Origin of the sequence: Noviherbaspirillum sp. Root189 (genome assembly GCF_001428545.1) — a bacterium.
Taxonomy (GTDB): Bacteria; Pseudomonadota; Gammaproteobacteria; order Burkholderiales; family Burkholderiaceae_D; genus Noviherbaspirillum.
This window is the reverse complement of the sequence record NZ_LMHZ01000030.1, coordinates 17,352-44,060: the sequence shown is the minus strand read 5'-3', so window position 1 is coordinate 44,060 and position 26,709 is coordinate 17,352. Positions and strand designations below refer to the sequence as shown.

The window sequence follows — 26,709 nt, the reverse complement described above, 5'->3', positions numbered from 1 at the left end:
CCACACAGTGCATTGAAGTATCTGCCGCCGAGGATGTTCAGGGAGCGGCAGTCCTTAAATAACTAATACCGACGGTCCGGGAATATAGGGGCGAGACCACTGATGGCTTGTAAGTGATGCGACATCGTCTGTGTATCGGCATGGGGCAGCACCAGACCGACGGCGGTATCGCGCTCAGCACAGACGGCACCAAAGAGATATGCCGACTCCGACAGCTGTTGCCGCACGATTCGAGGCCGTGTTCCCTTACGGGCCCACAAGCGTGTTTGTGTGCCGCGCTGGCCGATGCGCATCTCGTCCTGGAACCAAATATCGACTTGGGCCAGGCTGACCTCAGCGGGCAGAACTGCCTGAACTTCCCGCAGCAGTTTTTTTCGAAATCCACTTGTCTGACTGCATCAGCGTACGGGCTTCTCGAGCGTGCCGAGATCCACACAATCCCCAGGCGTTTTAACGGTTCATAGACGCCATTGAGAGAGTACGTCACGTCAAACTATTGCGCCAGCAATTGGCGGATGTCTTCGCCGCGGAGACGACCGCCAGGACGGACTTGCTGTAACTGCTCAATCGCCACACGAAACGCTTCTTCCTGCTCTCTGGGCAGACGCTGATTGCACCAATAGCGCGGCTTGCTACCTAAGCCTTTGAGACTATCACGTTCGAACCATCTCTCCCAGCGCGCAACGGTATGGCGGGTGGTACGCCGGGCGGCTGCGACTTCGGTATAGCTCTTGCCGTCCTTCAAGTGAGCTAAGGCGATATAGCGTCGCCGTCGTTGCCCGTTCGGTTCTTCCCTCGCCAGCAAGTCAAAGTTGTACTGTTGCAGGTGCCGCAATCCCTCTGGCGTCAACATAGTCGCCTCCAAGACGGAACTTCGTCTTATTCACGACCTCTTCCGCCAGAGGCGGTTCGCTTAACCTTAGGATTGGTATAAGTTAGGTGGGTTGTGATTCGGTTTACCGGCAATGTAATGGACTTCCTCCACCCCTGAAGCAGATACACTGATGGTTACGCGAAGCGTAGGCTGCGCATTCAATAAAGGGAAGTCGGCATAGTTGACTTGCTCCGTGAATTTAACAACACGACAGTGTAGAATCCTTGGATGCAAAGTGGTGAAGGGCTGCAAATTCAGCTTGTGCCCTGTAATCCAGTGAGCTGTGCGGCTGGCTTAATTGTCATCCTGATACCATGCCTTGATTAAGACCGGCGCTTCAACAAACAGTTCCGGGTCTTGAAACCGATATGCACGGCTTGGTGCGGTACGAGGTGGACCCCAAGCGCGGGTACTACGTAGACCACGTGAAGTAAGCAGCGTGCGCCAGCCAAGTTGGAGCTACTGGTGTCTTACCAGGAATGCACGAACGCTGGATGAATACCAACGCGCTCCATTCCGGCCCCGTAAACCCTGCCGGTTCAGTTCAGAGGCAATCGCACTGAACGTCTTGCCCCGTTGCCGGCATTGGCTAATTCTAGCCAAGACCGCAGCTCTGTCGTACCACGTCGTTCTTGAAATGTCTGCAGCAGCACGCTTTTTCACAAGCTGGTTGCGATCCTTGTGCAACAACTCCGAAGCGCGAAGCTGCTGTTCAATGAACTTTGTCCAACTCATCTCTGTCGCTCCGCATGCGAGGCAAATGGACGCTTGTAGTGTTGTTTACTCATAATGGCCCACACACAAGCTGCTCAAAAACCACGGAGACGATTTGTTCTCCCGATTCGAGCCGCAACACAAAGCGCTGAACTTGAACGCTGCGCTCGCGTAACCGTCTACTATCACATCATTGATGATTGCGACCATCAGACCTGCTCGGACCACCAAAAAGCCGAAAAGGATAATCGACAACAGAATCAGGCATACCTCTTTAAGCGCGAATTTTAGAATCGCTTCGCCAGGCCGGAATACCGAGCAGACGACCGTGGCAAGCCCGATCAGAGCGAGCGTCCCGCCAAGCACTGTCGGGAAATAGGCAGCCTTTATCCTCCTGGCGCTCCACATGAAGCAGGCGCGACTAACGATGACGGCGGCCATGCCGAAGAATATAAAAATGGATTTGGATCCGAAGCCCCTTAAGTCTCGAACTAGATGTTGCACAAGGTAGCCTGCATGAATATGAACGACATGGGTTCTAAGCGTCGAGCGCAGTTTTTCGGCTCTACCAGAGCCCGATGTTTTGTTATGTGCTTCAAGCCCTCGAATGCGGTGAAGATACATGTGTGCTTGGGACGCGCCATTTCCCCAATAAACTTACTTATCTGGGAACCGGCTTGCGACCATTTTTGCCGCGAGCCGGTTTGTGATTTAGAAGCAGGAGTAGGCAACCTATAGGCAAGGCTTACAAACTAGCCGCCTCGTTAATCAACACCGTACGCGACTTGTTTCTGTGTCAGTCAATCTTCGCGCCGGCCTGTTTGACCACTTGGGCCCAGCGTGGAATCTCGGTTCGGATAAATGCTGCAAATTCCTCGGGGCTATTCGTGACTGAGGTGCCGCCTGTGGCAGCAATGCGATCGGCTACTTCTCTCGAACTGATGGCCTTGATGCTTGCGCTATTCAGCTTTTGAATAATCTCCTTCGGCGTCCCTGCCGGTGCGACAACTCCATACCACGCTGTTGCCTCATATCCAGACAATCCCGTCTCCTCAACCGTCGGTACATCTGGTAACGCCGGATTTCTTTTGCGTGATGTGACGGCCAACGGGATCAGCTTGCCCGCCTTCACATACGGCAAGGTGGCGGTTACGCTACCAATAACGATCGACACCTGTCCGCCGATAGCATCCGTTATCGCCGGACCGTCCCCCTTGTAGGGGATATGGCTAAGATTGATATTTGCCATGACCTTCAGCATTTCGCCACTGAGGTGCTGAGTGGTGCCATTACCACCGGTTGCGAAATTGTATTTGTCAGGATTGGCCTTAGCAAGACGGATCAAGTCTTCCAGCGACTTCACGCCCACGCTTGGATGCGCAGCGATCACATTTGGAACGAATGCCATCAGCGTGACAGGTGCGAAGTCTGTGGCTGGATCATAGGGCAACTTGGTAAACAGCGTGGCGTTGACAGCCAGCGGCCCGTTTGGTGCGAAGCCGAGCGTGTACCCGTCGGGCGCAGACTTGGCTACAAAATCCATGCCGATATTGCCGCCGGCGCCAGGCTTGTTGTCGACCACGACCGGCTGCTTGAGAATGTCGGACAACGTCTTCGCATAGGCGCGCGAAAGCGTGTCGGTTGTGCCGCCGGCGGAATAGGGAACGATCAACCGAATCGGCTTGGTCGGATATCCCTGGGCCGCAGCCGATAAAGCAAATCCTAGTACTACAATACCTACAATCATCTTACTTAAAAATCTGGGTTTCATTTTTATCTCGTCTCCTGGTACGGGTTGTTATAGGTCCATCTGCTTGGCGATAACGGAACGCATAATCTCGTTCGTGCCGCCGCCGATTGCTCCAATCCGGGCGTCCCGGAAATACATCTGCATCTCGTGTTCCATCATGTAACCCGCGCCACCCATAATTTGGATGCCCATGTCGGCGCAGCGTGAATTGTTTTCCGTCGCGAGCACCTTGGCCATCGCCGTTTCCATCGTCGGTGACTCTCCGGCATCCAGCATATCTGCCACCCGGTGCGTCATGACTCGGGCGCTTTCCGCCATGATTTGCATGTCCGCGAATTTATGGGCAATGGCCTGGTAACTTGAGATCGGTTTGCCGAACTGCGTGCGCTCGACGGCGTAATCGCGGGCATAATCAATAATTTTCATCATGTTTCCGCATGCTGCTGCCGCCAAACCCATCCTTTCAAGATTCAGGCCGCGCATCAGCGCTTTCCAGCCGCCGTTTTTCTCTCCCAGCATGCGTGCTGCTGGAACACGAACATTGTCGAAGTAGACTTCACTAGTGTGTATCATGCGCCGACCAAGGGACTTGAGAGGACGTATCGTCACACCTGGTGAGCGTACATCCACTAGGAACAGCGTAATCCCCTTGTGTCCGGCATCGCGCTCGGTCTTGGTGGCCACGACTAGGTGATGCGCGACGTGCGCGCATGTGATGTACACCTTTTGCCCTGTAATGACGTAGTCGTCACCATCCTGGACTGCTCTGGTGCGGATGGAGGCAACATCGGAGCCGGTTTCGGGCTCCGTAAGACACAGCGCAAGGCGGGTGGTACCTGCAATCACACCAGGCAGGATTTCTGCCTTCAACGCCTGGCTGCCGCCGTGCCTCACCTGCATTCCACCGTAGATCACGCTAGTCATGTACGCCGACGCGAGCTGCGCACTGTGATACGCAACTGACTCGATAAAGATTGTTAAATCCTTGAAGGAGCCTTCGGAACCGCCATACTCCACTTCGTATGGAAGGCCAAGCCACCCTGCCTTAGCCATCGCCTCATACGCTTCAAATGGAAACTGGCGTGCTTCGTCAAGCTCTAGAATCTTTTCGCGCGGCAACGCCTCTTCGACGAGCTGCAGCGCACTTTCACGGATCATCTTTTGTGCTTCCGTCAGTCCGAAGTCCACGTTGGATTGGTTCATCATTCTGTCATCTCCTGGAAATTGAAAAGGGCGGCCTTGGTTATTGAGGCCGGCGGCGGTACAGAAGAGTGACGTTCATCTCCTGGACCGTGGTGCCGTCCTGCTTGACGATCCGTCGCTGCAATGTCACTGCACCGCGATCTGGCTTGCTTGATTCCTTCTTGCCAAGCACCTTCGACACCATATGAATGGTGTCACCGTGTTTGACAGGCGCGAGCATCTTCCAGCCGTCGATTTGCAGCAATGCGAGCAGCGTTCCATCGTTCAGGCCGCTGGCATATTGGAGACCGGCGGCGATGGCGTAAACTAGGGGACCGTGTGCAACCGGCTCGCCGAAGGGGGTCGATTTGCAATACTCGAAATTGGCATGCACTTCGTTGAAGTCGCCCGACAGGCAAGCGAAATTGACGATGTCGGTCGAAGTGATAGTACGTGCTGGTGTGATGTATTCGGCGCCAGCCTCAAAATCTTCGAAATACTTGCCTCGGATGGGGCGTGTAGACATGGTGGTTTCTCCTCTATAAAAAGTGTTATCGTTTTTCGTTTGTCAGTATCAGCGTGCAATGCGACGATAGAATGCCTCCTTCGTTATGCACTAACGCCACTTCCGCTCCTTCCACCTGCCGGCTTCCCAGACCTCCACGCAACTGCCGAACCGCTTCGACAATGCCGAACAGTCCCCCTACCGAGCCTGCGTGCGCATGCGACAACATGCCGCCATGCGTATTGACCGGCATCTTTCCGCCAATTCGGGCATGGCCTTCCTGGTAATAGAAGCCGCCTTCGCCGCGTCCGCAGAATCCTAGTTCTTCCAGCTCGACGATCGGTACGATGGAGAAGCAATCGTAGAGCTGCGCAACATCAATGTCCGATGGTCCGAGCCCTGCCATGCGGTACGCAGCTTCACCGGATTCGCGTGCGCCGAACTCAGTGAGGCTCGGCGCGAAGGAAATGTGCTCATGCGTGTGAAACTCGCCGATGCCTGCCAGGTATACCGGGCGGCGGAGCAGATCCTTGGCGCGTTCGGCGGAGGTCACGATGAACGCGCCGCCGGCGTCCGACAGCAAGCAGCAATCCAGCATTTTGAGCGGATCGGCGATCGGCTTGGAATTCATTACGTCTTCCAGCGTCAAGGGCTTTTTGGCGTGCGCGTTCGGATGAAGCATTGCGTGTGCGCGGGTCGTGACAGCGACGGCGGCCATCTGCTCCTCCGTCGTGCCGAATTCTTCCATGTGCCGACGCGCAATCATTGCGTAGAAGGCAGGAATTGATGCCCCGTAGGGCTGTTCGAAATATGGGTGACCTACTGCGGTAAGTGCCGCTACAGCTTGGTCGCGGCTCTGTCCGGTGGCGCGGTTTTCGCCAGCGCACACTAGGACGGTATTGCATTGTCCGGATGCGATTGCTTCGGCAGCATGCTTGAGCATGACCCCAGGTGAGGCACCGCCTACCACCATGGATGCGTTGTACCGCGGCTTGATGCCGAGGTATTCGCTAATCACGGTTCCAAGCATGAAGTACGGCTCCGTAAAGGAGTACGCGGTCAACAAGCCGTCGATATCAGACACCTTCATTCCGGCATCATCCAGTGCGCGCCGCGCTGCCTGGGCATTGAGTCCCAGACCGCTCATACCCGGCACCTTGCCGATGTCGGACTCTCCGACTCCCACAATCGCTACCTTGTTGCGCAATGTGTTCATCATGTCAGTTACCTTCCTTTGTGCCGGACTGGCGGACGAATTGAGGCACTTTCGCGTTGTCCCCACGCTGTTCAAAGCAAACCTCGACCCGGTCAGCGATCCGGGTTTCAAGCGCGTCCTTGCCAAGGATGTTGGCCATCATTCGCGTTCCTTCATCCAAATCAATTAGTGCCAACACATATGGCACCTGATCGGCAAATTCGGGGAGCGCCGCACGACGGACTATGCTATAGCTGTGGACAGTGCCCCGTCCGCTCGCCTGTATCCATTCCAGCTCGGTGCTCCAGCACTTTGGACACAAGTAGCGAGGGAGGAAATGGACCGTCCCGCAGGATTTGCATTTCCGGATCATCAGGCGATTCTCGCGAGCGCCATCCCAGTAAACTTGGGAGTCTGGATTGGCGATGGGTTGCGGAAGGTTTTGACTCATTCGTTTTCTCGCTAAATAGTTGAGCAATCTCACTTGGCCTTGGCGGTGGCGCCAGGGAAGTCTGCGGGCCTGCGTTCGATCGCGGCATCAAGGCCTTCATGGAATTCAGGGTTCGACATGGCCAGCACCTGGCCAAAGCCCTCGAAGGCCATCATGTCGGACAGAGATGTTTCAAAGGTGCGCGCCATCAACGTCTTGGCAAGCCCCATGACCTCGGCCGGCCCCTCGGCGAGGCGCTGCGCTTGACGCAATCCCATCGCGTGGAGCTCGTCATCCGGCACCACCTTGGCTACCAGGCCGAGCTCGGCGGCTTGGTGCGCAGTGAAGGTTCCACCACTGAATATGAAATTTTTGGCGCGCGCCATGCCGATGAGACGCGGAAGGTGATACATGGTGGCGATGTCCGGCACCACGCCTAACCGGAAAAAACCTGCCATGAACTTCGCGCTTTCGCCGGCGATCAGCACATCACCGGTCAACGCCAGTCCCATGCCGCCCCCGACCGCGTAACCCTGAACACCGATTACTACCGGCTTGTCAAGATTAATTAAGGGTGACAACCACTGATTCAGGCCGCGGAACCGGCGATGGACGGTCCATGGGTCGCACGATGTCTTCAGCATGTGCAGGTCTCCGCCTGCACAGAAGCTCGGGCCGTCGGCAGCCAAGAACACCGATCGCACAGCGTGATCACGTCCAGCCTCGTCCACCGCGGCGCCAATTTGCGCGCGCATGTCCATCGTCAGGGAATTCAAATTCTCCGGACTCGAAAGGCGGATAATCATTACACCGCCGTCTCTTTCCGTAGTCACTAGTTTGTTAGTCATTATCAGTCTCCATGCATCGATGCGCCGAAATGCGCCTTATCGCATCTGGAATAGCAATCGATATGCCAATGGGGTAAGAAATGTGTTGATGCGGCTTGCCAAGCATGGCTTGAGTCAAAACGCACTTCGCCAACTCATTGATTCGTCAAAACAATTTTCCGACTGAAGCAGTTGGTGACGCGCCTGCGAGATGCAAGGAGCCGTATGCCGAGCTGCGCGGAATAGCGTCTTTCGCCAGCTGAGATGTCTGCTTCACATACAACTGATACGCAATTGGCAGCGCGGGATACACTCGCCTTACCGCGGCTGCGCTACGCTGAAGACGCCTTGTCCGGATGCCAGCATTTCTCCCCCCGGACACGCGTAGACCTTGATCGTTGAAAAGTACATGGATCGGCCGCGTTTGGTGATTTGAGCTTCGGCTCGCAATGACGTTGTCTGCGCAAGGCCGGTACCACGCAGGAAGGAGCAATTCATGGAAACCGTGGAGGCGATATGCTCCGAAACGTCTTTTTTTACGCCTGCCCAGTAGCCGGCGACGTCAATCAGCGTCATGACCACGCCACCGTGAACTGTACCTTTGAAATTGCAGTGTTCCTGTCGCAGCTTGAGCTCTACGATAGCGCTTCCCTCTGGCGATTCCAGGCGCTCGAAACCAAGCAGGGCTTTAAAATGAGGAGCGGATCCTTCACGCCCGCCGACTTCATATTGTTGTTTAATTTTTTCCATGCGATCTCCCATGAGTGTCATCATTAGGCCGCTACGGAGCAAGTCGTATGCCATCACAAATACTGAAGTTGTAGCGCGTGTTGTCGCGGTTCTCGGGTAGTCGAGCCGCTCAATTCATGTGAGCTGTATGCGGGCAAGACAAAATAGGTGTCTGTGGGGGAAGAGACCGAGAGGCGCTTTGATTGCGATGTCTGAATTCGGCAGCTTGCACTTCCCTCTCCCGCCCGCGGGAGAGGGAAGTGCAGAGCGCGGCAAGCCAACCGCTATTCCGGATCGAGCTTCTTGTAGAGATAGGCACGCGAGATCCCCAGTTCCTCCGCCGCCTTCTTTTTGTTTCCGCGATGCCTGCTCATGGCTTCTCGAATCATGTTTTTTTCCAGCTCATTGATGGCGTCTTGGATCGTTCGCGTCGAAGAAGGCGCAGCTGTGCCGTTTGAAGCATTGACTGGAACGGGCGCCTCGGAGGAAGACGCTCTCTCCAGCGGGATGTCGCTCATAAGGCGAAAATTCTCGATGGTGATTTCGGGACCGTCGCAGAAGATGGCTGCTTTCTCCACTTCATGCAAGAGCTGCCGGACATTCCCGGGCCACGACTGCTCTCGCAAAAAGTCATAGACACGACCATCAACGCGCTTTACCGACGTTCGATGACGGTTGGCGAATGAAACCAGGATGCTTTGCACGAGCTCCGGGACGTCCTCAAGGCGCTCACGCAAGCTCGGCATGCGAATGGTCACACCGCTGATTCGATAATAAAGGTCGAGTCGGAACTGTCCGTTGCCTATCATCTCCTGGAAGTTACAGTTACTGGCGCAGATAAGACGGAAGTCCGAATGAAAGACCCGGTTGCCGCCGACACGCTCAAACATGCCATCCTGCAGGACACGCAGCAGCTTTACCTGAATTTCAGCCGGCATGTCGCCGACCTCGTCGAAGAACAATGAGCTGTTGTCAGCCAGTTCGAACTTGCCTTTGCGGCCGGCTTTCTCTGCCCCCGTGAATGCGCCGGACTCGTATCCGAACAATTCGCTTTCGACAAGCCCGCCCGGAAGTGCTGCTGCGTTGACAAAAATCATTCGGTTCTTGCTGCGCAGGCTTAACGCATGAATTGCGTGCGCGGCCAGTTCCTTCCCTGTGCCGCTCTCGCCGACAATCAACACCGGGACATGGAGCGGCGCCACCTTGATGATGTCCGACTTGAGTTGTCGCATCGCTTCGCTGTCGCCCACCATCTGTTCCAAATCAAAGGAGCTCTTCTTCATGCCTGACATTTCTTGCCGGTAGAATTGGACTTCCGAACGCAACTTGGTCACTTCACGTGAGAGATTGTGAACAGTCTCCGGTTCCTTGAACATGACCTGGCCAATCGCCCCGACAGTCTTGCCGTTTTGCGTGATGGGAATGCGGGAAACGACGCGAGTCACTCCACCCATTTCCTGCAGCTTGCCGATCTCCGCACGGCCGCTCTGCACGACCTCATGCAGCCGGGTGTTCTCAATCACTTCCGTGACGTGCTTCCCTATTCCTTCCCCGCGCTTGAATCCGAAAAACTTCTCATGTACTGGGGGAATAAATTTGAGCCGCGATTGCTCATCCGCTACGATCATCGAAAAATAGGGGTTTTCAACCAGATAGGTAAAGATGGCGTGCGCGAAATCAACGCAGGTAATCAAATCGAAGAGCGCCGACTTCTCTTCAACCGGCTGGATGAAAAAGACCATCGCATCTGCCATTGCGCGATACGTCACAACCATCTGCCTTCCAAGTTCCAGCGCTATCATCCCGCTGCCTTGCGCGCGCTTTTCATCCAGGCCTTCCAGAAGCTTGTGCCGAATCTTGATGCTATCGGCGCAACCGCCGGCGTACACCACGATATCGTTGGTGTCTATTATCAGAATTCCGAAACGGCCTGTCTCATTTACCATCATATCTATTATCCGTCTTATAAGTATGGGAAATCTGCGGTGTCTTCCAAGAATACACTTATATCATGGGGCCGACACAGCTACCGGACGATGGTTATGCGTAGTGAGTGTGGAAGGAGCAGGACTCCAAACCGCACCATACGGCCATGCCTGTTCCTCACCACCTTATTTACCGAGAAAACAAGTGTTTTCAGATAGCGGCTGAAACGCCTGCTCGCCTGAAATGACCCTCTTGATCCTGACAATGTCCCATTCGCCTTTCGACTCGGCGGGCGTCTTGACTTCGGCCAGATACATGTCATGCACCATTCGGCCGTTTGCCCTAATCTTTCCACCCTTGGCGAAGAAGTCGTTGATTTCGGTCTCTTTCATCTTTTTGGTTACGGCGTCGGCGTTGTCCGTTCCGGCAGACTGGATGGCCTTGAGGTAATGCATGGTTGCGGAATATGCCCCCGCCTGAATCATTGTTGGCATCGCCCCGTGGACGGCGTAGAACCGTTTCGACCAATTGCGTGTCTCATCGTTGTAATCCCAATAGAAGCCCGTGGTGAACAGGAGGTTCTGGGAGATATTCAGCCCCATGCCTTTGATGTCGGTATCGAATACCAGCAGCGTCGCCAGTTTTTGGCCGGAGCGCCCGACGCCGAACTCCGCTGCCTGCCGTACCGCGTTCTGCGTATCCTTGCCGGCATTGGCCAGCCCGATAATCTTTGCCTTGGATGTCTGAGCCTGCAAAAGGAAGGAAGAAAAGTCAGTCGCGTTCAGCGGATGCCTGCGCGTGCCGTGGACTTTGCCGCCCATCTTTTGTATAACCTTGGTGGTATCCTTTTCCAAGGAGCTGCCGAACGCGTAGTCGGCCGTAATGAAATACCAGCTATCTCCGCCCTCCTGCATCACTGCGCGGCCGGTTCCTGTCGCCAGCGCATAGGTGTCGTATACATAGTGGATTCCGTAAGGAGAACACTCGTTGTTGGTAAGCGCCGTGGAGGCCGAGCCGGCGAAAATCATAACTTTCTTCTTCTCAGCACCTAGTTTTTGCAGTGCGATTGCCGCGGCCGAATCGGTCGACTCAATGATCATATCAACTTGCTCACGGTCGAACCACTCCCGGCCCTTAGTGGCGGCAATATCGACCTTGTTCTGGTAATCGGCACTCAATACCTGAATCGGCTTGCCATGGACCTTGCCGCCGAAATCTTGGACTGCCATCTCGACTGCCCTGACTGCGCCTGGTCCGCCGTTAGCGGAGTAGACCCCAGTCTTGTCAACCATGACACCGATTTTTACCTCATTGTCAGAAACTTGAGCGAAGGCGAACAACGGTAGAACGGAAAGCGCAATCAGAAGGGTTGCCGACTTAGAATGAAGTTTCATCATCGTCTCCATTTGTTTTGTAGTTGTTAATGGGAAGGGCGTCAACGGCGCATACACCGCTGCAGCAAATGAAACGCAAATTCCATTCCATAAGTAAAGCCGGCGCATACATCCTCTCCGCCTGCAGTCCGCCGTCGTTTTTTCACCATCCCGTTCTCGTACTGCCTTCGCCACGAGCAAACTGCCTCCAAGCACTGTCTTCGACGTAGACAACTGTACTCCTCCAGGAGCTTGATCTGATCGCCGCGTGCCCGGACACGCTCCGCCTAGCCACGTAAATACAAGCTTGCGGCAGGGTTTGGAGAAGGTAGGGCATGACTGAGCGCCAGTGGCACAGACGTTGCTATTGCGAGATTACCTACAACTTTTGAACTGCTTTCCTCATGGTCCCTGCTGATAACATGCGCTCTCCGCCACTGCCTTCTCAAGCGATCAATCTTCTCGAAGGTATTCGTGTACTGGATATGACAACATCGGTGGCGGGCCCTTATGCGGGCCTGCTGCTGGCGGACTTAGGTGCCGAAGTCGCCAAGATCGAGCGGCCGGAACAGGGGGATGACGCGCGCGCCTGGGGACCTCCTTTCCTCGACGGCGAGTCCCTGTGGTTCCTGAGCGTGAACCGCAACAAGCAGAGTGTCACTCTCGACACTTCGCAGCCCGCCGGCCGAGAGACGTTGCGAGCGCTGGTTTCCAAGGCGGACGTCATGCTCACGAACCAGGTACTGCGCAGCCAGAAGAAACTTGGCATCGACTACGAAACGCTCAAGGCGGTTAACCCTCGCTTAATCCATGTTTCCATCACAGGATTTGGCTTGAGCGGCCCGAACGCCGACCTGCCTTGCTATGACCTGATCGCCGAGGGCTATAGCGGTGTCATGGACCTAACGGGTGAAGCAGACGGCGATCCGCAGAAAGTCGGCACGCCGGCGGCGGATCTTCTGGCGGGACAGGATGCGGCCTTGGCCACGCTGGCTGCAATCATTGCGCGCAACCGCACCGGGTTCGGCCAGGAAATCGACGTCTCGATGGTCGAAAGCATGACACGCTTCCTCACGCCGCGCATCATTCCGTTCCTTGGCTCGGGTGAGCTGCCGCGCCGCGCCGGAGGCAAGGACAGCGTGATCGCGATCTATCAGACCTTCGACGCCGAAGATGCCCCGTTGACTCTGGGCCTCGGCAATGACGGCATTTGGATCCGCTTCTGCAACGCCATCGGGCGTCAGGATATGGCGGCCGACCCGCGCTTGGCGAATAACGAGGGACGACGCCGTCACCGGCCGGAAATCGTGGAAGAAATCCAGAAAGCACTCCGCACTAAACCTCGCAGCCATTGGCTTGCGCTTTTTGCCAAGTCTCGTGTACCAGCCGGTCCGATCAACCGTCTCGATGAAGTTGTGCAGGACCCGGCCATGCAGGAACGCGGGTTGTTTTTTTCACTCGAACGCAACGGCTTCGCCATCCCACAGATTGGCCTCGGCATACGCTTCGACGGCAATAGCCACGCCTGCCGGTCGGCCCCGCCGCGCCTTGGCGAGGACACCATGAAAGTATTTAAGACCTGGCTCGACTGGGACGACACCAGACTCGCAGCGCTCGCGGGTAAGCCTGCACAGTAATACATACTTAATCCTCAATTCGACGACAAGGAGATCACCGATGAGCAGCAAATTCGAAACCATCCTGTATCAAGAAGACGGCCCGATCGGCACAATCACGCTCAACCGCCCGGACAACGGCAACATGTTCAATGAGCGCATGTGTCACGAGATCCGCGACTGCATCAACGAGATTCGCCGCGAAACGCGCACACGTGTCGTGGTGATCACGGGGGCAGGCGATCGCTTCTTCTGTATCGGGGGCGAGAAGACGGGTATGGAAGACACAAAACTTTATGCGGGCGTGCTTCCGGTCCTAGAAATGTACGAGAGTATCGACCGGCTGCAGAAGCCCGTAATCGCCTCGGTGAACGGCTTTGCCGTCGGTGGCGGGAATGTGCTGCAGGTGATGTGCGACCTGACCATTGCAAAGGAAAGCGCTGTGTTCCGTCAGGTGGGTCCGATGATGGGCAGCTTCGATGCCGGATACGGCACATGGTATCTCGAAGACCTGGTTGGCAAGAAAAAAGCCAAGGAGATCTGGTACCTCAATCCCAAGATCTCAGCGGCAGAAGCCGTGTCTATCGGACTAATCAACAAGGTTGTTCCGGACGACCAGCTAGCCGCCGCCACCCGCGAGATGGCGCTGGAAGTTGCCAACCGCGGTGCGTTCGCGCTGGCAGCAATCAAAGGCGCTTTCGGTGCACGCCACGGCGGCGTTGCTGGCCTGTCCCGTGTGACGCACGACCAGTTGCTGCGCCAGTATCTCGATACTGACGAATCGAAGGAAATGTCAAAGTCCTTCGCCGAAAAGCGCAAGCCCGATCCGTCGACCTTTGGCCACTGAAGCCGACCACGCCATGACTACCATCCTCACCCTGCACGATCCGGGCAAGGCCGCAGCCTTGTATGCAAGCGGCGTCTGGCAGAAGGACACTTTGTATACGCTGCTGGCGCAACATGCCGCGGAGCGTCCCAACGCCTACGCGCTGCGCGACCGCAGCCGCCGTATCACATGGTCTGCCCTGCTGGCATGGACCGACGCGGTCGCCGCCGACCTAGAGAATGCCGGCCTGCGCAATGGTTCACGGGTGTCCGTGTGGTTGCCCAATCGCGTCGAATCCATCATCGTGTTCTTGGCATGTTCGCGCAACGGCTACGTCTGCAATGCGTCGCTTCACCAGAACTACACCGTCGCAGAGATTGTTACGCTGCTGAACCGGATCGAGTCCGAAGCTTTTTTCGGCCAGACAGGTTATGGCGCAGATGCTGCTCAAGCGGATGCGCCTGGTTCGATCGCCACGGTGGCGAGCATGCGGCGTGCATGGTGGCTACCGCCACTTGAAGCGCAGGCGCAGGAAGGCAACTTCCCTAGACCTGACGCCGGCCGCCGGCCCGTCCAGGCTGCGAATCTTAATCCGGACAAGGTCACTTACCTAGCCTTCACCTCCGGCACGACCGGGCTTCCCAAGGCGGTCATGCACAGTGACAACACGCTGCTTGCAAACGGTCGGGCGATGGTCAAGGATTGGCATCACGATGCGAACACGATATTGCTATCGCTGTCCCCGGTCAGCCACCATATCGCGACGGTCGGTCTGGAACAGGCGCTTGCAGCTGGCTTCGAAATGGTGCTCAACGATGTCCCGCAAGGCATGAAGCCGCTTGACTGGATCCTGGAGACTGGCGCCACCTATGTCATGGGCGTGCCTACCCACGCGATGGACATCCTGGCCGAGGCCAAACAGCGTGGCCTGGAGGGGCTGGGCCAGGTGAAAGTCTTCTATATGGCCGGCTCGCCGATTCCGCCGGAAACGGCGCAGTCCTTCCTGTCTCGTGGCGTGACGCCGCAGAATGTGTACGGCATGACCGAGAACGGCTCGCACCAGTACACGCTCCCCTCGGACGGCGCTGACACCATCGTCGGCACCTGCGGGCGCGCCTGCGCCGGATTCGAAGTCAAGCTCTGGACTCAGGACAATCCCAACGTGGAAGTAGCGCCAGGCGAAGTGGGGGAAATCGGCAGCCGCGGTGGCAATCTGATGCTCGGCTACTTTAACAACCAATCCGCAACGGAAAAGTGCTTCAACGCCGACGGCTGGTTCCTAAGCGGCGACCTCGGCCGGATGGATGAAAACGGCTGTCTGGTCATTGTCGGTCGGAAAAAAGATTTGATTATCCGTGGCGGCCACAACATTTATCCCTCGAGCATCGAGGATCGCGCAATCACGCATCCCGCCGTGCTAAAGGCAGCCGCTTTTTCGGTTGCCGACGACCGGCTCGGCGAAAAAGTCTGCCTGGCCGTCATCCTCGCCCACAACATCGAACTGGACGGCGACGCGATGCTACAACACCTGAATGACGCCGGTCTATCCAAGTTCGACATGCCGGAGTACTACATCGCGATGCGGGAATTCCCGCTCACCGCCAGCGGCAAGATCCTCAAGCGCGAATTGATGGAATGGGTCAAGCAGAAACGCATCGCCCCCACGCCGGTACGCTGGACCGGCGGCCGGTAATGAAACCAAAGGAGACCTGAAAATGCCCATCACGCTAAGCCGCAAAGACGAGTTCTGCTTGCTGACGATCGATCGCCAGGAAGCGTTGAACGCGCTTAGTTTTTCCCTGATCCAGGAGATCGGAATGGCTTTGGACGAAGCAGCCGACTCGGGCTGCCGCGCACTTATCATCACGGGCGCCGGTCCCAAGTCCTTCTGCGCCGGTGCCGACATCACCGAATTGACCGGACGCGACCTCGAGGCGCAAAAACGAGGTTCCGAAATCGGCCAGCACACGTTTGCCAAGCTCGACACGCTGCCAATGCCTTCGGTGGCCGTCATTAACGGTTTCGCGTTCGGCGGCGGACTGGAACTGGCGATAGCCTGTACCTTCCGGCTGGCGATGCCCAACGCAAAAATGGGCCTGCCGGAAATCAAGCTTGGACTGATTCCCGGCTACGGCGGGACGCAGCGCCTGCCGCGCTTGGTCGGCGAAGCAAGAGCGATGGAGCTAATCCTTACCGGCCGCACGGTGCCGGCGGAGGAAGCTTATCGCATCGGGCTGGTCAATCGCCTGGTCGAAGGCGACCCGGTTGAAGCGGGAATTGCTTTCGCCCGTGAATTCAGCGGCTTCGGCATGTTGGCGTCGCGCCTGGCGCGCGGCGCTGTTCAGCGAGCGCTGCAGACACCGCTGCAGGAAGGACTCAAGATCGAGGCCGACCTGTCCACGCTGGCCTACTGCACGGAGGATGCCGACGAAGGGATGGCGGCGTTCCTCGCCAAACGTCAACCCATTTTCAAGGATCGATAAGCCCATGAACAAAGACGGGATCATCATCATCACTGGCGGCAGCCGCGGCATCGGTGCCGCTATTGCTTCGGCTCTGCTGCGCGCCGGCTATCGCATAGCCTGCCTGTCGCGCAGCGGTGCCCTGCCAGCAATGGGCGACAGCGCACTACTCACCGACCGCTGCAAAGCATTTTCCTGTGACGTCACCCGCCCGGACAGCATGCGGGCCGCGTTCGACCAGATCGCGGCACTCGGCTATCCCGTGGTCGGACTGGTCAATAATGCGGGCATCCATCTAGAAGGTCCAAGCAAGTCGTTTTCTCTGGAAGACTACGACACGGTATTCGACACGAATGCCAAGGCTGTGCTGATTGCTAGCCAATGTGCGTATCCATTCCTCGAAGCTGGCGGCGGGCTAATCGTGAATATTGGCTCTTTCTTCGACAAGATGGGGGTCAAGCGCAACTTGGCGTATTGCGCCTCCAAGGCAGCCGTGGCGGCAATGACACGCTGCCTGGCGGTCGAATGGGCCAGCAAGGGCATCAACGTCATGAATGTCGCGCCGGGCTATATCGTCACCGACCTCAACAAGGAAGCGATGGAATCCGGGCCGCTGCGCACCTACCTGGAAAAGCGCATCCCACGCGGCACGCCTGGCACCTCCGCGGAAGTCGCCAACGTCGTTGCAACGCTCTATGCAACTGACACGTCCTTCCTGACCGGGGAAACCATCTATATCGACGGCGCACAGGGCATCGCCCACTAAAATTTCGTTAGAAAGGCAAGCACATGAACATTTTCGAACGGCTCGATTTCGCGGTATCCCTGAATCAAGAAGAGAGGATACTGCTGGACGCCGTCCGCACGTTGTCACAGGAGCAGATCGCTGCGAAGGCCGAGCATTATGACAAGACCGGCAAATTCCCCTGGGAAAACATTCAGGCCATTAACGACCTCGGCTTGAACGCCATGTTCATCCCCGAAGAGTATGGCGGGGCACCCCTGTCCTATTCGGCTTACCTGGCCTGCGTGCGGGAAATCTCGAAGGCCTGCGCTTCTACCGGCATCATCTGGGCAACCAATTTCCACGCGATCAAGCCGCTGATCGACTTTGGCACGCAGGACCAGAAGCAGCGCTTCCTGCCACGCATGGCGGCAGGTGGCCTAGCCTCGTTGGCAATCACCGAGCCGGGCGCCGGTTCAGATGCCTTGGGCATGCGCACAAAGTTCACGCCGGACGGCGATGACATCGTAATCCAAGGCGGCAAGGTCTTCATTACCAACGGCGACGTCGCTGACCTCTATATCCTGTTCGGCAAGTGGAGCGAGATTGAAGATCCCAGGCAGTCGATCTCCGTGCTGGTGCTGGAAAAAGAGACTCCCGGCCTGTCGGTGGTTGGCACCGAAACCAAGATGGGGCATCGCGCGTCCACCACAGCGGCCATTTCCTTCGACAACTGCCGTGTTCCACGCGCCAACCTGATCAAGGAACCGGGCGACGGCCTGCACATCTTGTTCTCGTCGCTTAACAAGTCGCGTCCCAGCGTCGCTGCGCATGCGCTAGGCATCGCGCGCGCCGCCTTCGAAGACGCGGTGACCTACATCAATGAACGCAAGCAGTCGGGCAGAAAGATCATTGAGTTCCAGGGCATCCAGTTCATGCTCGCCGACATGGCGACGGACCTGGCAATGTGCGAGGGTTGGCTCTGGCGCCTGGCAGCGATGGTCGATGCCGGCGCGACCGATTTCGGTATCGAGGCATCGATGCTGAAGATGCGCGCTTCCGACTTGGCCATGCGCATCGCCACGGACGCCGTGCAGCTGCTCGGTGGCTACGGATATTGTTGCGACTATCGCGTCGAACGGCTGATGCGCGACGCCAAGATCACTCAGATCTGGGAAGGAACTAATCAGGTGCACCGTCAGTTGATCGGACGCAGTTTTTTGAAAAAGTGAGGACTTAATGAGTGAAATCAAGACCATCGGTATTGCCGGCTGCGGCACCATGGGCGCTGGCATTGCCATCGTCGCAGCCCGCGCCGGCTTCCGTACCGTCGTGTATGACACGCGCCAGGACGCGCTGGACCGCGCGCTGAAGCAGACCAAGGATTTTCTTGCGAAGTCGGTACAGCGTGGCAAGCTGACCGAAGAGCAGGCTGCAGCGAGCGTCAACAACTTCGTTCTAACAACCAGCCTGAGCGACATGGGGTCATGCGACCTGGTGATCGACGCGGTGTTCGAAGATTTGCGCGTCAAGCATGACTTGTTCGGCAAGCTCAATGAAGTGTGCCCGCCGCACACGATTTTCGCATCCAATACGTCGACCTTGTCCATTACCGAGATCGCCGCCGGTTCGGGACGCGACGACCGTTTTGTCGGCATGCATTTCTGCCTGCCGGCGCAGTTAATGAAGTTGGTCGAAATGTCGCCCGGCCTTAACACCTCGGAAGAAACTTTGGCAAAGGCGTGGACTGCATGCGAAGCCTTGGGGCAAAAACCGGTGAAAACCAAGGACAATCCGGGCTTTATCCTGAACTACTTCCTTGTCCCGTTCAACAACGATGCGATCCGCATGGTTGAAGCCGGCGTTGCGGAGCCGGCCGATATCGACCGCGCGATCAAGGAGGGTCTCGGCTACCCGATGGGTCCGCTGGAGTTGCTCGACCTGGTCGGCCTCGACACGCAGCTATTGCTGTGCGAGGCGATGTACGGAATTACGAATGAGCCTCGAACAGCATGCCCGCCGCTGGTCAAGCGCATGATCGCCGCCGGTCACCTCGGCCGCAAGTCCGGCCGCGGTTTCTATACATATCAAGGCAATGCCATGTTTGGGAGCTGACACATGAACTATTCCATCATTGATACCGGAAACAGCCGTTCCTTCCCGACACCGCACGCCCTGTTACAAGGCACGGCAGCAGATGGCGAGGTCGTCATCCTGCTCGGACAACAGGCGGGCGACGCTCAGGCGAAAATACAAGGCGCCGATAAGAAAGCAGCGATCCTGATTGAACTCGGAAACGAATCCCTCGGCGTACATACCGGCGAAAGCCGCGGCAACGAAGGATCAAACGTACTCGGTTTTAACCGCTTCCGCCTCGGCGACGCGGAGCCGTCAAATTTGGTTGAGCTGGTACGCCAGCCCAATACTCCGCAGTCCACCATTAACGCTGCGAAACAGGTGCTAGAAGGCGCGGGACTCAAGGTCGCGGTATGTTTCGACGTTACCGGCCGTATCATCGACCGCCTGGTACGCCCCTACTACAATGCCGCATTACGCCGCTTGGACGAGGGTCTGGCCACCGCGGACGACCTCGACCTCACTTTGCGCCTGGGACTTGGCTACCCGGAGGGACCGATTGCGCTGCTTGAGCGGACCGGAATTGAGCATCACTTTGACGTGACAAGCGCCCTGTTCGAAGCTCTGGGTGAGACGCCCTATGCACCCGCTCGCCGGGCACGCGTAGCGAAGATGCGCGCCCAGAAGAAGAGCGCCTGACATGACGCTGCCATTAGAGGGGGTCCGGGTCCTCGACTTCAGCACGCTTCTTCCGGGCCCGCTGGCCACGCTGATACTGGCGGAGGCCGGCGCGGAAGTATTCAAGATCGAACGGCCCGGCCGGGGTGACGAGATGCGAAGCTACGTCCCAAAGTTTGGCGGCGACAGCGTCAACTTCGCGATGCTCAACCGTGGCAAGCGCAGCTTGGCGATCGATCTCAAGGAAAACGGCATCGTCGACAAGCTGCGCGGTCTCATCGAGAGCGCCGACATCGTGGTCGAGCAGTTCCGACCGGGCGTCATGGATCGTCTAGGTCTGGGTTACAACGCACTGTCGGCGATCAATGAAAAAATCATTTACTGCGCCATCACCGGTTACGGCCAGTCCGGACCACGCGCCGATGTGGCGGCACACGATCTCAATTACGTTGCCGAGTCCGGCATGCTCGGCCTGTCCGCCGGCGCAGACGGCGCTCCGGTGCTACCTCCTGCACTCATTGCCGATATCGCCGGCGGCTCCTATCCGGCTGTCGTCAACATTTTGCTCGCGCTGCGCAAGCGCGATCGCACGGGCAAGGGTTGCAAACTGGATATCGCGATGGCGGACAATTTGTTTCCCCTCCTCTATTGGGCACTCGGCAACGGGCAGGTTGCTGGCAAATGGCCGACATCCGGGGGCGACCTCGTGACCGGTGGTACGCCGCGCTACCAAATTTACCGCACCGCGGACAACAGGTTCCTAGCCGCCGCGCCACTGGAAGACAAATTCTGGTCGAACTTCATTGAAACAATCGGAGCGCCGCGAGAATTGCTCGACGACAGCACCAACCCCGAGGCGGTGAAGAAGCGCATCCAGGAAATTATCCGGACGCACACTGCCGACCATTGGCGCGAGCGTTTCAAAGACAAAGACGTCTGCTGCACCATCATGGCGACCGTGCAGGAAGCCATGCAGGATGCGCATTTCCGGGCACGCGGCCTGTTTGCTCGAGAATTGGAAAGCCAAGGAAAGCGCATCGCTGCCCTACCTGTGCCTGTAGTGAATGGACTTCGCGACGACGCAGTCAGCAAGGGCTTTCCGGCGCTGGGCGAAGGAAACCGCGATTTCGGGATCGGATGAACCAGGATCCCATATGAATGAATTCGCAGCTGGGTCTGCATCACGGCCTGAGCAGCAAGGAGAAAGAATGACATACCAACTGAAAGAATCCTCCGTCGTGGCGATCGTCGGTAGCGGCGCAATGGGTTCCGGCATTGCGCAAGTGGCAGCCGCCGCCGGTCATCCGGTCAAGCTGTACGACACACGGCCAGAAGCCATCGACAAAAGCATCACCGGCATCCGCAAGACATTCAATATGCTCGTGGAGAAGGGGCGAATGACGGCAGCGCAGGCTGAAGAAGCCGGCCAGCGTCTTTCGCCGGCCACCTCGCTCTCCGAGCTGGCCGACGCAAGTCTGGTGGTAGAAGCGATTGTCGAAAACCTTGACGTGAAGCGGCGCCTGTTTGCCGAACTCGAGGCAATCGTCGATGCACAGTGCATACTTGCGACCAATACCTCATCCATCTCAATTACCTCCCTTGCTGCCGAACTGCGTCTCGCCGGGCGTTTTGTCGGCATGCATTTCTTCAACCCAGTGCCGCTGATGGCGTTGGTCGAAGTTATTAGTGGACTTGCCACCGATCCTGCCGTCGCACAAGTAGTCCATGACACAGCTGCGGCGTGGGGAAAGAGCCCGGTATATGCGCGCTCAACACCGGGGTTTATCGTCAATCGCGTAGCGCGGCCGTATTACGCGGAAGCCTTGCGCCTGCTAAACGAGCAGGCTGCCGAGGCCGCCACTATCGATGCCATCCTGCGCGAATCGGGCGGGTTCCGCATGGGCCCGTTCGAACTGATGGACATGATTGGACATGACGTCAATTTTGCGGTGACGCAATCGGTGTTCCAAGCATACTTCAACGATCCACGCTTTACACCCTCGCTCGTGCAGCAGGAACTGGTCAATGCAGGCTTCCTCGGGCGAAAATCGGGACGCGGTTTCTATAGTTACGGGGACGGCAGCCAGCCGCCGATGCCGCGCAACGAAGCGACAGTACCGGCGCCAGCCTATATGATTATCAGTGAGCGGGGATCGGTGATCGACGCCATCGCCGCCCGTGCCGCCGCAGGCGGAGTGCAGGTCGTCAACGCACCGGCGAGTCGAAAGGACGGTGCATTGCTGGAATGCGGCGAAGCAGTGCTCTATCTCACTGACGGCCGCAGCGCCACGCAACGTGCTTTCGAAATCGGCATTGCGAACACGGTTCTTCTCGACTTGGCACTGGATTACGGCAAGGCCAAGAGATTAGCGCTCTGCCCTGCCCAGCAGTGCTCATCTGAAGCCTATCAGGCTGTTGTCGGTCTGCTGCAAGCATGCGGTTACGAAGTGTCGCGGCTCGGCGACGTCCCGGGCATGGCAGTCATGCGCACGGTTGCGATGCTGGCCAATGAAGCGGCTGACGCAGTAAATCAAGGGGTGTGCGACGCCCGCGCAGCAGACACCGCAATGCTCAAAGGCGTCAACTATCCGCGAGGCCCCCTTGCCTGGGCCGATGAACTCGGCGCGAACTACCTGGCACGTGTGCTGCGCAACCTTTCCATGAGCTACGGCGAAGACCGTTATCGCGTTTCGCCACTGATCCACCAGCATATGTGGAGCGGCAGCAGGTTTCACGGCAGAATTTGATGATGACCAGACTTTCCGTCACATGGCGGAAGGCGCGGCAAGTCATTCAAATGATGTTGCAGGATGCACTTGCGCATCCTGCATTTCTTTAATCATCAAACTTAACTAGTGGCCGGGCGCTCCCTAATTTTCGGATGGAACATGGAGCGCGCGCCGTAAGGTCACTTCCGCCTTGCAGGGTGAATCACGGCGGATACCAAGTCCTCGATGATAATTTAGCGCTAATGTCATGGACTCCCCCACCTTCGAAGCTGGATACGCTGGTGGTGAAGCAACGCGTGGCCACCGCATTTCATAACGAGAGGTGGGCATAGCAATCGTCAGGATCGATCTAGATAATGCGAGTTGGTGTTCCATTTGCATGGGTACCGCAAGGCGGTGCTGAAGGGGACGTTGTCGCACTCGGATATAATGAGAACTTGTTCCATAAATAGGTAGTCGATGCTCTTTTTCGGACCAGCAGAATTTTCATCACGTCACGAAGAGAAGAGCTTACCGATGAGCAATGGGAACTACTAGAGCGATTATTTCCGTGACAGCACGGCGACCTGATGGCCGTGGACGACCCGAAGTGCATAGTGATCGGGTGGTACTCAATGGCATTTTGTTGGTATTGCGTGCCGGTGCGCGCTGGGCCGATCTACCTGACCGGTTTCTTTCCGGTTCGACCTGCTTCAGACGCTTTAGTCGCTGGGTGAAAGCCAGCGTCATGCGGCAGTTACCAGAAGCGCTGGCCTGACACCTGGAAGAAGCTGGACAAAGCTTTGATGCTCTTGGTTATTGCAGACGTTTAAGGTCTTTCACTCGCCGTGCACACGGCTTCTGCTAGCCGTTATTTCGTTACCCTTGTCGAGCCTACCATCGATGATGGCGTCACTGTGGGACGACCCCGACGACTTATTGGGGATCGCGCCTACGACAGTGATCCGGTCGATCAAAGGCTGGCACAGCGTGGTATTGAACTGATTGCGCCGCATAAGCGAAGCCGGAAGAAAGCAGTAACGCAGGACAGGCGAGCGCTGCGGCGTTACGCCAGACGCTGAAAAATTGAACGCACTTTCGCATGGCTCAATAAGTTTAAGCGTGCGATTACCCGATGGGACCGTTGCGTCGGACCGCAATGCCTTTGTTCAACTTGCCCTTGCCATGTTTCTGATCCGAAGGTATTTATAAAATCAGTTTTAATAACCAATACGTAAGATGAAATCGTATCTTTTTCCGTCTGGCGGTGCTGCACTCGTCGTCAATAGCACCGCTATTAGCTCCTCCTGCGCCTTGCCGAAATCAACTTTTACAGGACTACAATGCGTGGGTGCTGGTAATAACACCCACGATCGCCAAGCTGGCCAAGGAGCTAGCCCTGGTCTCTGGTGAGACAGCCTGGCCGGAGCGTTTTTCTACGCCGGCAGGCAATGTCAAGGAAGTTCCTTTTCAGTCTGCCTGAATCTTTGCTTTGGTTACCACTTGGCGCCAGCGTTCCGTCTCGGACTTGATCATTTTGCTGAACGCTTCTGGCGAGCTGCCAACCGAATCCATACCGCGAGACGCCAGCATCTGACGCATTTCCGGCTCCTTGGCCATGGCCATGAATTCCTTGCTGAGACGATCACGAATGTGTTTTGGCACATTGATCGGTGCCAGGATTCCGTACCATCCTAAGACTTCAAATCCCGGTACGCCGGACTCCGAGACCGTCGGAACATTCGGAAGCAGGCTGTTTCGTTCCTTTGTCGCCACAGCAAGGGCGCGGAGCTTGCCCGACTGGATGGACGGCAATGCGCCGCCGAGAGTGGCAAACATGCCGGTCAAGCGCCCTCCCATCAATTCGGTAAACGCAGCCGATTCTCCACGGAAGGGAATGTGAACGACATCAATGCCGACTTGATCTTTCAGCAATTCGGTCATCAGATGCGAGGTCGAGGCATTGCCCGCAGATCCGTAATCCAATTTACCGGGCTTCGCACGCGCCGTCGCGATGAATTCTTCCATCGATTTGGGCGGCAGTTCAGGATTGCCCACAAAGACCAGCGAGAACGTCGAAACCAGTGATATCGGCGCGAAGTCACGCAAGGTGTCATAAGGGAGGTTTTTGTGCAGGCTTGCATTCACACTTGCCAGCCCTTGCGCGACTAGTACGATGGTGTAACCGTCCGCCGGCGATTTGGCCACTGCATCGACGCCGATAATGCCGCCTGCACCGGTGCGATTTTCCACAACCACGGGCTGTCCGATGCGCTCCGACAATCGCTTTGCCAATACCCTGGCGAGCACGTCGGTCAATCCACCCGCAGCATAAGGGCAGACCAATCGAATGGGACGGATCGGATAATCGCTTGCCGCGGCAGCGCCGAAAGGCATAACGCACGAAAGGCAGAGCAAGGCTGTACCAATCGCTTTTTTTAATGTTCTTATGTTCATTATTTTCTCACTGTTTTAAAAAAAATGTGAAACTGAATTCCGGCGGCTAGTTTCACTACACACTCGATTTTCAATATGAATGTTGACGCCAAAACCAAACCCGGTGCTTCGTCTAAAATATCAAAGTGTGGCACCGCGGGCCACTAGAGCATTAATCTCTTCGTCGGACAAGCCCGCGCCCGAGAGCACCTCTCTGCTGTGCTCCCCCAACTTGGGTGCAAGGGTTCGCACCTCGTTTGGGGTTTGGCTGAAAGTCACCGGGCTCTTAACTTGCGTGATGGCGCCGAGATCGGGATGCTCGGCCTGAAAAAATGTACCCACAGCGCGCAGGTGCGGATCGGTGAACAGGTCCTCGAGACTATTGACCGGAGCGATCGGAATGCTTAACGGCTTGCAATGCGTCAGCCAGAATTCGGTGGATTGCTGCGCCATGATTTCGCCCAGAACGGCGTACAGGGTTTCATAGTTCGAACTACGCGAGGTGGCCGTTGCATACCTGAGATCGGCGGCAAGATCCGGCCGCTTGGCAAGTTCAAAAAAGTCACGCCAGTTGCGGTCCGTATAGGGAAGAACACAAACGTATCCGTCGCTGGTGCGATGGGGCTTTCGCAACTGGCTCATCACGCGCGGATAGCCGGCTACGCCATTTACAGGATCAAAGGCCCGCTCCCAGAGGTGCTCGACCATTATGAAAGAAACCAGCGTCTCGAACATCGGCACTTCCAAGAATTGCCCTTCGCCGGTCCGTAAGCGGTGGAATAATGCAGCCAGCACGCTGTGTGCAATGGTCAAACCGGCGACCTTGTCGCCCAAGATTGTCGGCGTAAACCGTGGCTCCCCCGCGAGATGCCGGTTGATTGATGCCATTCCGCAAACACCTTGAATCATGTCGTCGTAAGCCGGATCCTGTGCATAGGGGCCCGCCTTGCCGAATCCATAGGCGCCACAGTAAACGATATCCGGGCGGACCTCCCGAATCACGTCGTAACCGAGGCCAAGCCTTTCAATTGCATCCGGGCGCATCGCATGCACGAATACATCGGCATCACGCACCACGCGAAGCAGCGCTGATCGTGCAGCCTCCTGGCGCAGGTCGAGCATCAAGCTCTTTTTGTTGCGGTTCACCGACACATGGATCGGTCCCATCGTCGGCCTTTGCGCAGCGCCCATGTGGCGCATGATGTCACCATCCGGGCTTTCCACCTTAATGACTTCCGCCCCCATGTCCCCGAAGATCCGGGTTGCATAGGGGCCCATCACGACCGAAGTGAGATCGATAACTTTAATTCCAGATAACGGACCAGGCATAGCGAATATATGAATGATTGAAGTTAGGTTGTAATCAAACTCGAAAGTCAATGCTCATCGCCGCTCGTTTAATTCCATAAATCTTCGAAGTAATGCGAGCGCCGAAGCGGCAATGGCTCAGATCGAAATTTGCCTCGGTAAAGGCAATGCAATCGACGTGCCAGCGCAAACATGTGAAAAGCCTTGGTTTCAAGCGGCTTCTCGATCAAGACCGTGGATGCGTTACGTACACAGCGGCATAGAGTGTCGTTGTTGCATACGCTTTGTTTGGTGTCTGCACAAAAAACAGTGTCGGCAGGGTGCCATGTCTGCGACCCGGCTCTCCTGCCTATGGTCCTACCACTGATTC

The 26,709-nt window shown here is 56.7% G+C and carries 26 protein-coding genes and 1 pseudogene; 11 read left to right on the top strand and 16 right to left on the bottom strand.

The window, feature by feature from the left end; translation table 11 throughout:
• Nucleotides 1–62 precede the first annotated feature (62 nt).
• The 14 genes and pseudogenes from ASE07_RS30750 to ASE07_RS17680 all read right to left on the bottom strand — a co-directional run bounded on the left by ASE07_RS30750 (nucleotide 63) and on the right by ASE07_RS17680 (nucleotide 11,526).
• Nucleotides 63–311, bottom strand: a complete 249-nt coding sequence (locus ASE07_RS30750; protein WP_442946092.1) for a transposase — start codon at nucleotides 309–311, stop codon at nucleotides 63–65.
• A 71-nt stretch (nucleotides 312–382) separates the two neighbouring features.
• A pseudogene (locus ASE07_RS30745) lies at nucleotides 383–487 on the bottom strand (helix-turn-helix domain-containing protein); the annotation flags it as partial.
• 6 nt (nucleotides 488–493) lie between these two features.
• Nucleotides 494–853 carry a helix-turn-helix domain-containing protein gene (locus ASE07_RS17730; protein ID WP_235548515.1) on the bottom strand — a complete coding sequence of 120 codons (360 nt, stop codon included), beginning with the start codon at nucleotides 851–853 and terminating at the stop codon, nucleotides 494–496.
• Between the two features lie 480 nt (nucleotides 854–1,333).
• Complete coding sequence (locus tag ASE07_RS30740) at nucleotides 1,334–1,609, bottom strand: recombinase family protein (protein WP_082584238.1); 276 nt, start codon at nucleotides 1,607–1,609, stop codon at nucleotides 1,334–1,336.
• Nucleotides 1,610–1,654: 45 nt separating this feature from the next.
• A complete protein-coding gene (locus ASE07_RS17725) occupies nucleotides 1,655–2,212 on the bottom strand; it encodes a tripartite tricarboxylate transporter TctB family protein (protein WP_156396729.1) in 558 nt (185 codons plus the stop codon).
• A 172-nt stretch (nucleotides 2,213–2,384) separates the two neighbouring features.
• Nucleotides 2,385–3,359, bottom strand: a complete 975-nt coding sequence (locus ASE07_RS17720) for a Bug family tripartite tricarboxylate transporter substrate binding protein (protein WP_057292166.1) — start codon at nucleotides 3,357–3,359, stop codon at nucleotides 2,385–2,387.
• A gap of 27 nt (nucleotides 3,360–3,386) precedes the next feature.
• Nucleotides 3,387–4,544, bottom strand: coding sequence for an acyl-CoA dehydrogenase family protein (locus ASE07_RS17715; RefSeq protein WP_327196060.1), 1,158 nt, complete (start codon nucleotides 4,542–4,544; stop codon nucleotides 3,387–3,389).
• Nucleotides 4,545–4,581: 37 nt separating this feature from the next.
• A complete protein-coding gene (locus ASE07_RS17710; RefSeq protein ID WP_057292165.1) occupies nucleotides 4,582–5,046 on the bottom strand; it encodes a MaoC/PaaZ C-terminal domain-containing protein in 465 nt (154 codons plus the stop codon).
• Between the two features lie 25 nt (nucleotides 5,047–5,071).
• A complete protein-coding gene (locus ASE07_RS17705) occupies nucleotides 5,072–6,244 on the bottom strand; it encodes a thiolase C-terminal domain-containing protein (protein ID WP_057292164.1) in 1,173 nt (390 codons plus the stop codon).
• A 1-nt stretch (nucleotide 6,245) separates the two neighbouring features.
• Nucleotides 6,246–6,671, bottom strand: a complete 426-nt coding sequence (locus ASE07_RS17700) for a Zn-ribbon domain-containing OB-fold protein (RefSeq protein WP_057292163.1) — start codon at nucleotides 6,669–6,671, stop codon at nucleotides 6,246–6,248.
• A gap of 29 nt (nucleotides 6,672–6,700) precedes the next feature.
• Nucleotides 6,701–7,498, bottom strand: coding sequence for an enoyl-CoA hydratase/isomerase family protein (locus tag ASE07_RS17695; RefSeq protein WP_057292162.1), 798 nt, complete (start codon nucleotides 7,496–7,498; stop codon nucleotides 6,701–6,703).
• A gap of 297 nt (nucleotides 7,499–7,795) precedes the next feature.
• Entirely contained in the window at nucleotides 7,796–8,227 is a 432-nt protein-coding gene (locus ASE07_RS17690; RefSeq protein ID WP_162256901.1) for a PaaI family thioesterase, read from the bottom strand.
• A 263-nt stretch (nucleotides 8,228–8,490) separates the two neighbouring features.
• Nucleotides 8,491–10,155 (bottom strand): sigma-54 interaction domain-containing protein, encoded by a 1,665-nt coding sequence (locus ASE07_RS17685; RefSeq protein ID WP_057292160.1) that lies wholly within the window; start codon nucleotides 10,153–10,155, stop codon nucleotides 8,491–8,493.
• Nucleotides 10,156–10,317: 162 nt separating this feature from the next.
• Entirely contained in the window at nucleotides 10,318–11,526 is a 1,209-nt protein-coding gene (locus tag ASE07_RS17680; protein WP_156396732.1) for an ABC transporter substrate-binding protein, read from the bottom strand.
• A gap of 401 nt (nucleotides 11,527–11,927) precedes the next feature.
• On the opposite strand from ASE07_RS17680, the gene ASE07_RS17675 reads away from it, so the two are divergent.
• The 11 genes from ASE07_RS17675 (at nucleotide 11,928) to ASE07_RS28160 (ending at nucleotide 23,373) form a co-directional block, all read left to right on the top strand.
• Nucleotides 11,928–13,142 (top strand): CaiB/BaiF CoA transferase family protein, encoded by a 1,215-nt coding sequence (locus tag ASE07_RS17675; protein WP_082584239.1) that lies wholly within the window; start codon nucleotides 11,928–11,930, stop codon nucleotides 13,140–13,142.
• Between the two features lie 40 nt (nucleotides 13,143–13,182).
• Nucleotides 13,183–13,968, top strand: a complete 786-nt coding sequence (locus ASE07_RS17670) for an enoyl-CoA hydratase-related protein (RefSeq protein ID WP_057292157.1) — start codon at nucleotides 13,183–13,185, stop codon at nucleotides 13,966–13,968.
• A gap of 13 nt (nucleotides 13,969–13,981) precedes the next feature.
• Nucleotides 13,982–15,640 carry a class I adenylate-forming enzyme family protein gene (locus tag ASE07_RS17665; RefSeq protein WP_057292156.1) on the top strand — a complete coding sequence of 553 codons (1,659 nt, stop codon included), beginning with the start codon at nucleotides 13,982–13,984 and terminating at the stop codon, nucleotides 15,638–15,640.
• Nucleotides 15,641–15,662: 22 nt separating this feature from the next.
• Nucleotides 15,663–16,430: an enoyl-CoA hydratase/isomerase family protein gene (locus ASE07_RS17660; RefSeq protein WP_057292155.1), complete on the top strand. Its 768-nt coding sequence runs from the start codon at nucleotides 15,663–15,665 to the stop codon at nucleotides 16,428–16,430.
• Between the two features lie 4 nt (nucleotides 16,431–16,434).
• Nucleotides 16,435–17,175 (top strand): SDR family NAD(P)-dependent oxidoreductase, encoded by a 741-nt coding sequence (locus ASE07_RS17655; RefSeq protein WP_057292154.1) that lies wholly within the window; start codon nucleotides 16,435–16,437, stop codon nucleotides 17,173–17,175.
• Between the two features lie 23 nt (nucleotides 17,176–17,198).
• The gene (locus tag ASE07_RS17650; RefSeq protein WP_057292153.1) at nucleotides 17,199–18,365 is read left to right on the top strand and encodes an acyl-CoA dehydrogenase family protein; all 1,167 of its coding nucleotides are present in this window, start codon (nucleotides 17,199–17,201) and stop codon (nucleotides 18,363–18,365) included.
• 7 nt (nucleotides 18,366–18,372) lie between these two features.
• Nucleotides 18,373–19,248, top strand: coding sequence for a 3-hydroxyacyl-CoA dehydrogenase family protein (locus ASE07_RS17645; RefSeq protein ID WP_057292152.1), 876 nt, complete (start codon nucleotides 18,373–18,375; stop codon nucleotides 19,246–19,248).
• A gap of 3 nt (nucleotides 19,249–19,251) precedes the next feature.
• Entirely contained in the window at nucleotides 19,252–19,908 is a 657-nt protein-coding gene (locus ASE07_RS17640; protein ID WP_057292151.1) for a 3-hydroxyacyl-CoA dehydrogenase family protein, read from the top strand.
• Nucleotide 19,909: 1 nt separating this feature from the next.
• Entirely contained in the window at nucleotides 19,910–21,028 is a 1,119-nt protein-coding gene (locus tag ASE07_RS17635; protein WP_057292150.1) for a CaiB/BaiF CoA transferase family protein, read from the top strand.
• 67 nt (nucleotides 21,029–21,095) lie between these two features.
• Complete coding sequence (paaH, locus tag ASE07_RS17630; protein WP_057292149.1) at nucleotides 21,096–22,634, top strand: 3-hydroxyacyl-CoA dehydrogenase PaaH; 1,539 nt, start codon at nucleotides 21,096–21,098, stop codon at nucleotides 22,632–22,634.
• Between the two features lie 505 nt (nucleotides 22,635–23,139).
• Nucleotides 23,140–23,373 (top strand): transposase, encoded by a 234-nt coding sequence (locus ASE07_RS28160; RefSeq protein WP_082584236.1) that lies wholly within the window; start codon nucleotides 23,140–23,142, stop codon nucleotides 23,371–23,373.
• A 692-nt stretch (nucleotides 23,374–24,065) separates the two neighbouring features.
• On the opposite strand, the gene ASE07_RS17625 is transcribed toward ASE07_RS28160, so the two are convergent.
• Nucleotides 24,066–25,052, bottom strand: a complete 987-nt coding sequence (locus ASE07_RS17625) for a Bug family tripartite tricarboxylate transporter substrate binding protein (RefSeq protein WP_057292148.1) — start codon at nucleotides 25,050–25,052, stop codon at nucleotides 24,066–24,068.
• Between the two features lie 120 nt (nucleotides 25,053–25,172).
• Nucleotides 25,173–26,411: a CaiB/BaiF CoA transferase family protein gene (locus ASE07_RS17620; RefSeq protein WP_235548513.1), complete on the bottom strand. Its 1,239-nt coding sequence runs from the start codon at nucleotides 26,409–26,411 to the stop codon at nucleotides 25,173–25,175.
• Nucleotides 26,412–26,709 lie beyond the last annotated feature (298 nt).

Coding starts and splice junctions, on each gene's coding strand:
- ASE07_RS17625 (WP_057292148.1), bottom strand. CDS start 25,052: ATGAACATAAGAACATTAAAAAAAGCGATTGGTACAGCCTTGCTCTGC.
- ASE07_RS17715 (WP_327196060.1), bottom strand. CDS start 4,544: ATGATGAACCAATCCAACGTGGACTTCGGACTGACGGAAGCACAAAAG.
- ASE07_RS17665 (WP_057292156.1), top strand. CDS start 13,982: ATGACTACCATCCTCACCCTGCACGATCCGGGCAAGGCCGCAGCCTTG.
- ASE07_RS17680 (WP_156396732.1), bottom strand. CDS start 11,526: ATGAAACTTCATTCTAAGTCGGCAACCCTTCTGATTGCGCTTTCCGTT.
- ASE07_RS17725 (WP_156396729.1), bottom strand. CDS start 2,212: ATGTATCTTCACCGCATTCGAGGGCTTGAAGCACATAACAAAACATCG.
- ASE07_RS17695 (WP_057292162.1), bottom strand. CDS start 7,498: ATGACTAACAAACTAGTGACTACGGAAAGAGACGGCGGTGTAATGATT.
- ASE07_RS17655 (WP_057292154.1), top strand. CDS start 16,435: ATGAACAAAGACGGGATCATCATCATCACTGGCGGCAGCCGCGGCATC.
- ASE07_RS30740 (WP_082584238.1), bottom strand. CDS start 1,609: ATGAGTTGGACAAAGTTCATTGAACAGCAGCTTCGCGCTTCGGAGTTG.
- ASE07_RS17705 (WP_057292164.1), bottom strand. CDS start 6,244: ATGATGAACACATTGCGCAACAAGGTAGCGATTGTGGGAGTCGGAGAG.
- ASE07_RS17675 (WP_082584239.1), top strand. CDS start 11,928: ATGCGCTCTCCGCCACTGCCTTCTCAAGCGATCAATCTTCTCGAAGGT.
- ASE07_RS17645 (WP_057292152.1), top strand. CDS start 18,373: ATGAGTGAAATCAAGACCATCGGTATTGCCGGCTGCGGCACCATGGGC.
- ASE07_RS28160 (WP_082584236.1), top strand. CDS start 23,140: ATGGGAACTACTAGAGCGATTATTTCCGTGACAGCACGGCGACCTGAT.
- ASE07_RS17710 (WP_057292165.1), bottom strand. CDS start 5,046: ATGTCTACACGCCCCATCCGAGGCAAGTATTTCGAAGATTTTGAGGCT.
- ASE07_RS17650 (WP_057292153.1), top strand. CDS start 17,199: ATGAACATTTTCGAACGGCTCGATTTCGCGGTATCCCTGAATCAAGAA.
- ASE07_RS17690 (WP_162256901.1), bottom strand. CDS start 8,227: ATGGAAAAAATTAAACAACAATATGAAGTCGGCGGGCGTGAAGGATCC.
- ASE07_RS17720 (WP_057292166.1), bottom strand. CDS start 3,359: ATGAAACCCAGATTTTTAAGTAAGATGATTGTAGGTATTGTAGTACTA.
- ASE07_RS17640 (WP_057292151.1), top strand. CDS start 19,252: ATGAACTATTCCATCATTGATACCGGAAACAGCCGTTCCTTCCCGACA.
- ASE07_RS17670 (WP_057292157.1), top strand. CDS start 13,183: ATGAGCAGCAAATTCGAAACCATCCTGTATCAAGAAGACGGCCCGATC.
- ASE07_RS17700 (WP_057292163.1), bottom strand. CDS start 6,671: ATGAGTCAAAACCTTCCGCAACCCATCGCCAATCCAGACTCCCAAGTT.
- ASE07_RS17730 (WP_235548515.1), bottom strand. CDS start 853: ATGTTGACGCCAGAGGGATTGCGGCACCTGCAACAGTACAACTTTGAC.
- ASE07_RS17685 (WP_057292160.1), bottom strand. CDS start 10,155: ATGATGGTAAATGAGACAGGCCGTTTCGGAATTCTGATAATAGACACC.
- ASE07_RS17635 (WP_057292150.1), top strand. CDS start 19,910: ATGACGCTGCCATTAGAGGGGGTCCGGGTCCTCGACTTCAGCACGCTT.
- ASE07_RS17660 (WP_057292155.1), top strand. CDS start 15,663: ATGCCCATCACGCTAAGCCGCAAAGACGAGTTCTGCTTGCTGACGATC.
- paaH (WP_057292149.1), top strand. CDS start 21,096: ATGACATACCAACTGAAAGAATCCTCCGTCGTGGCGATCGTCGGTAGC.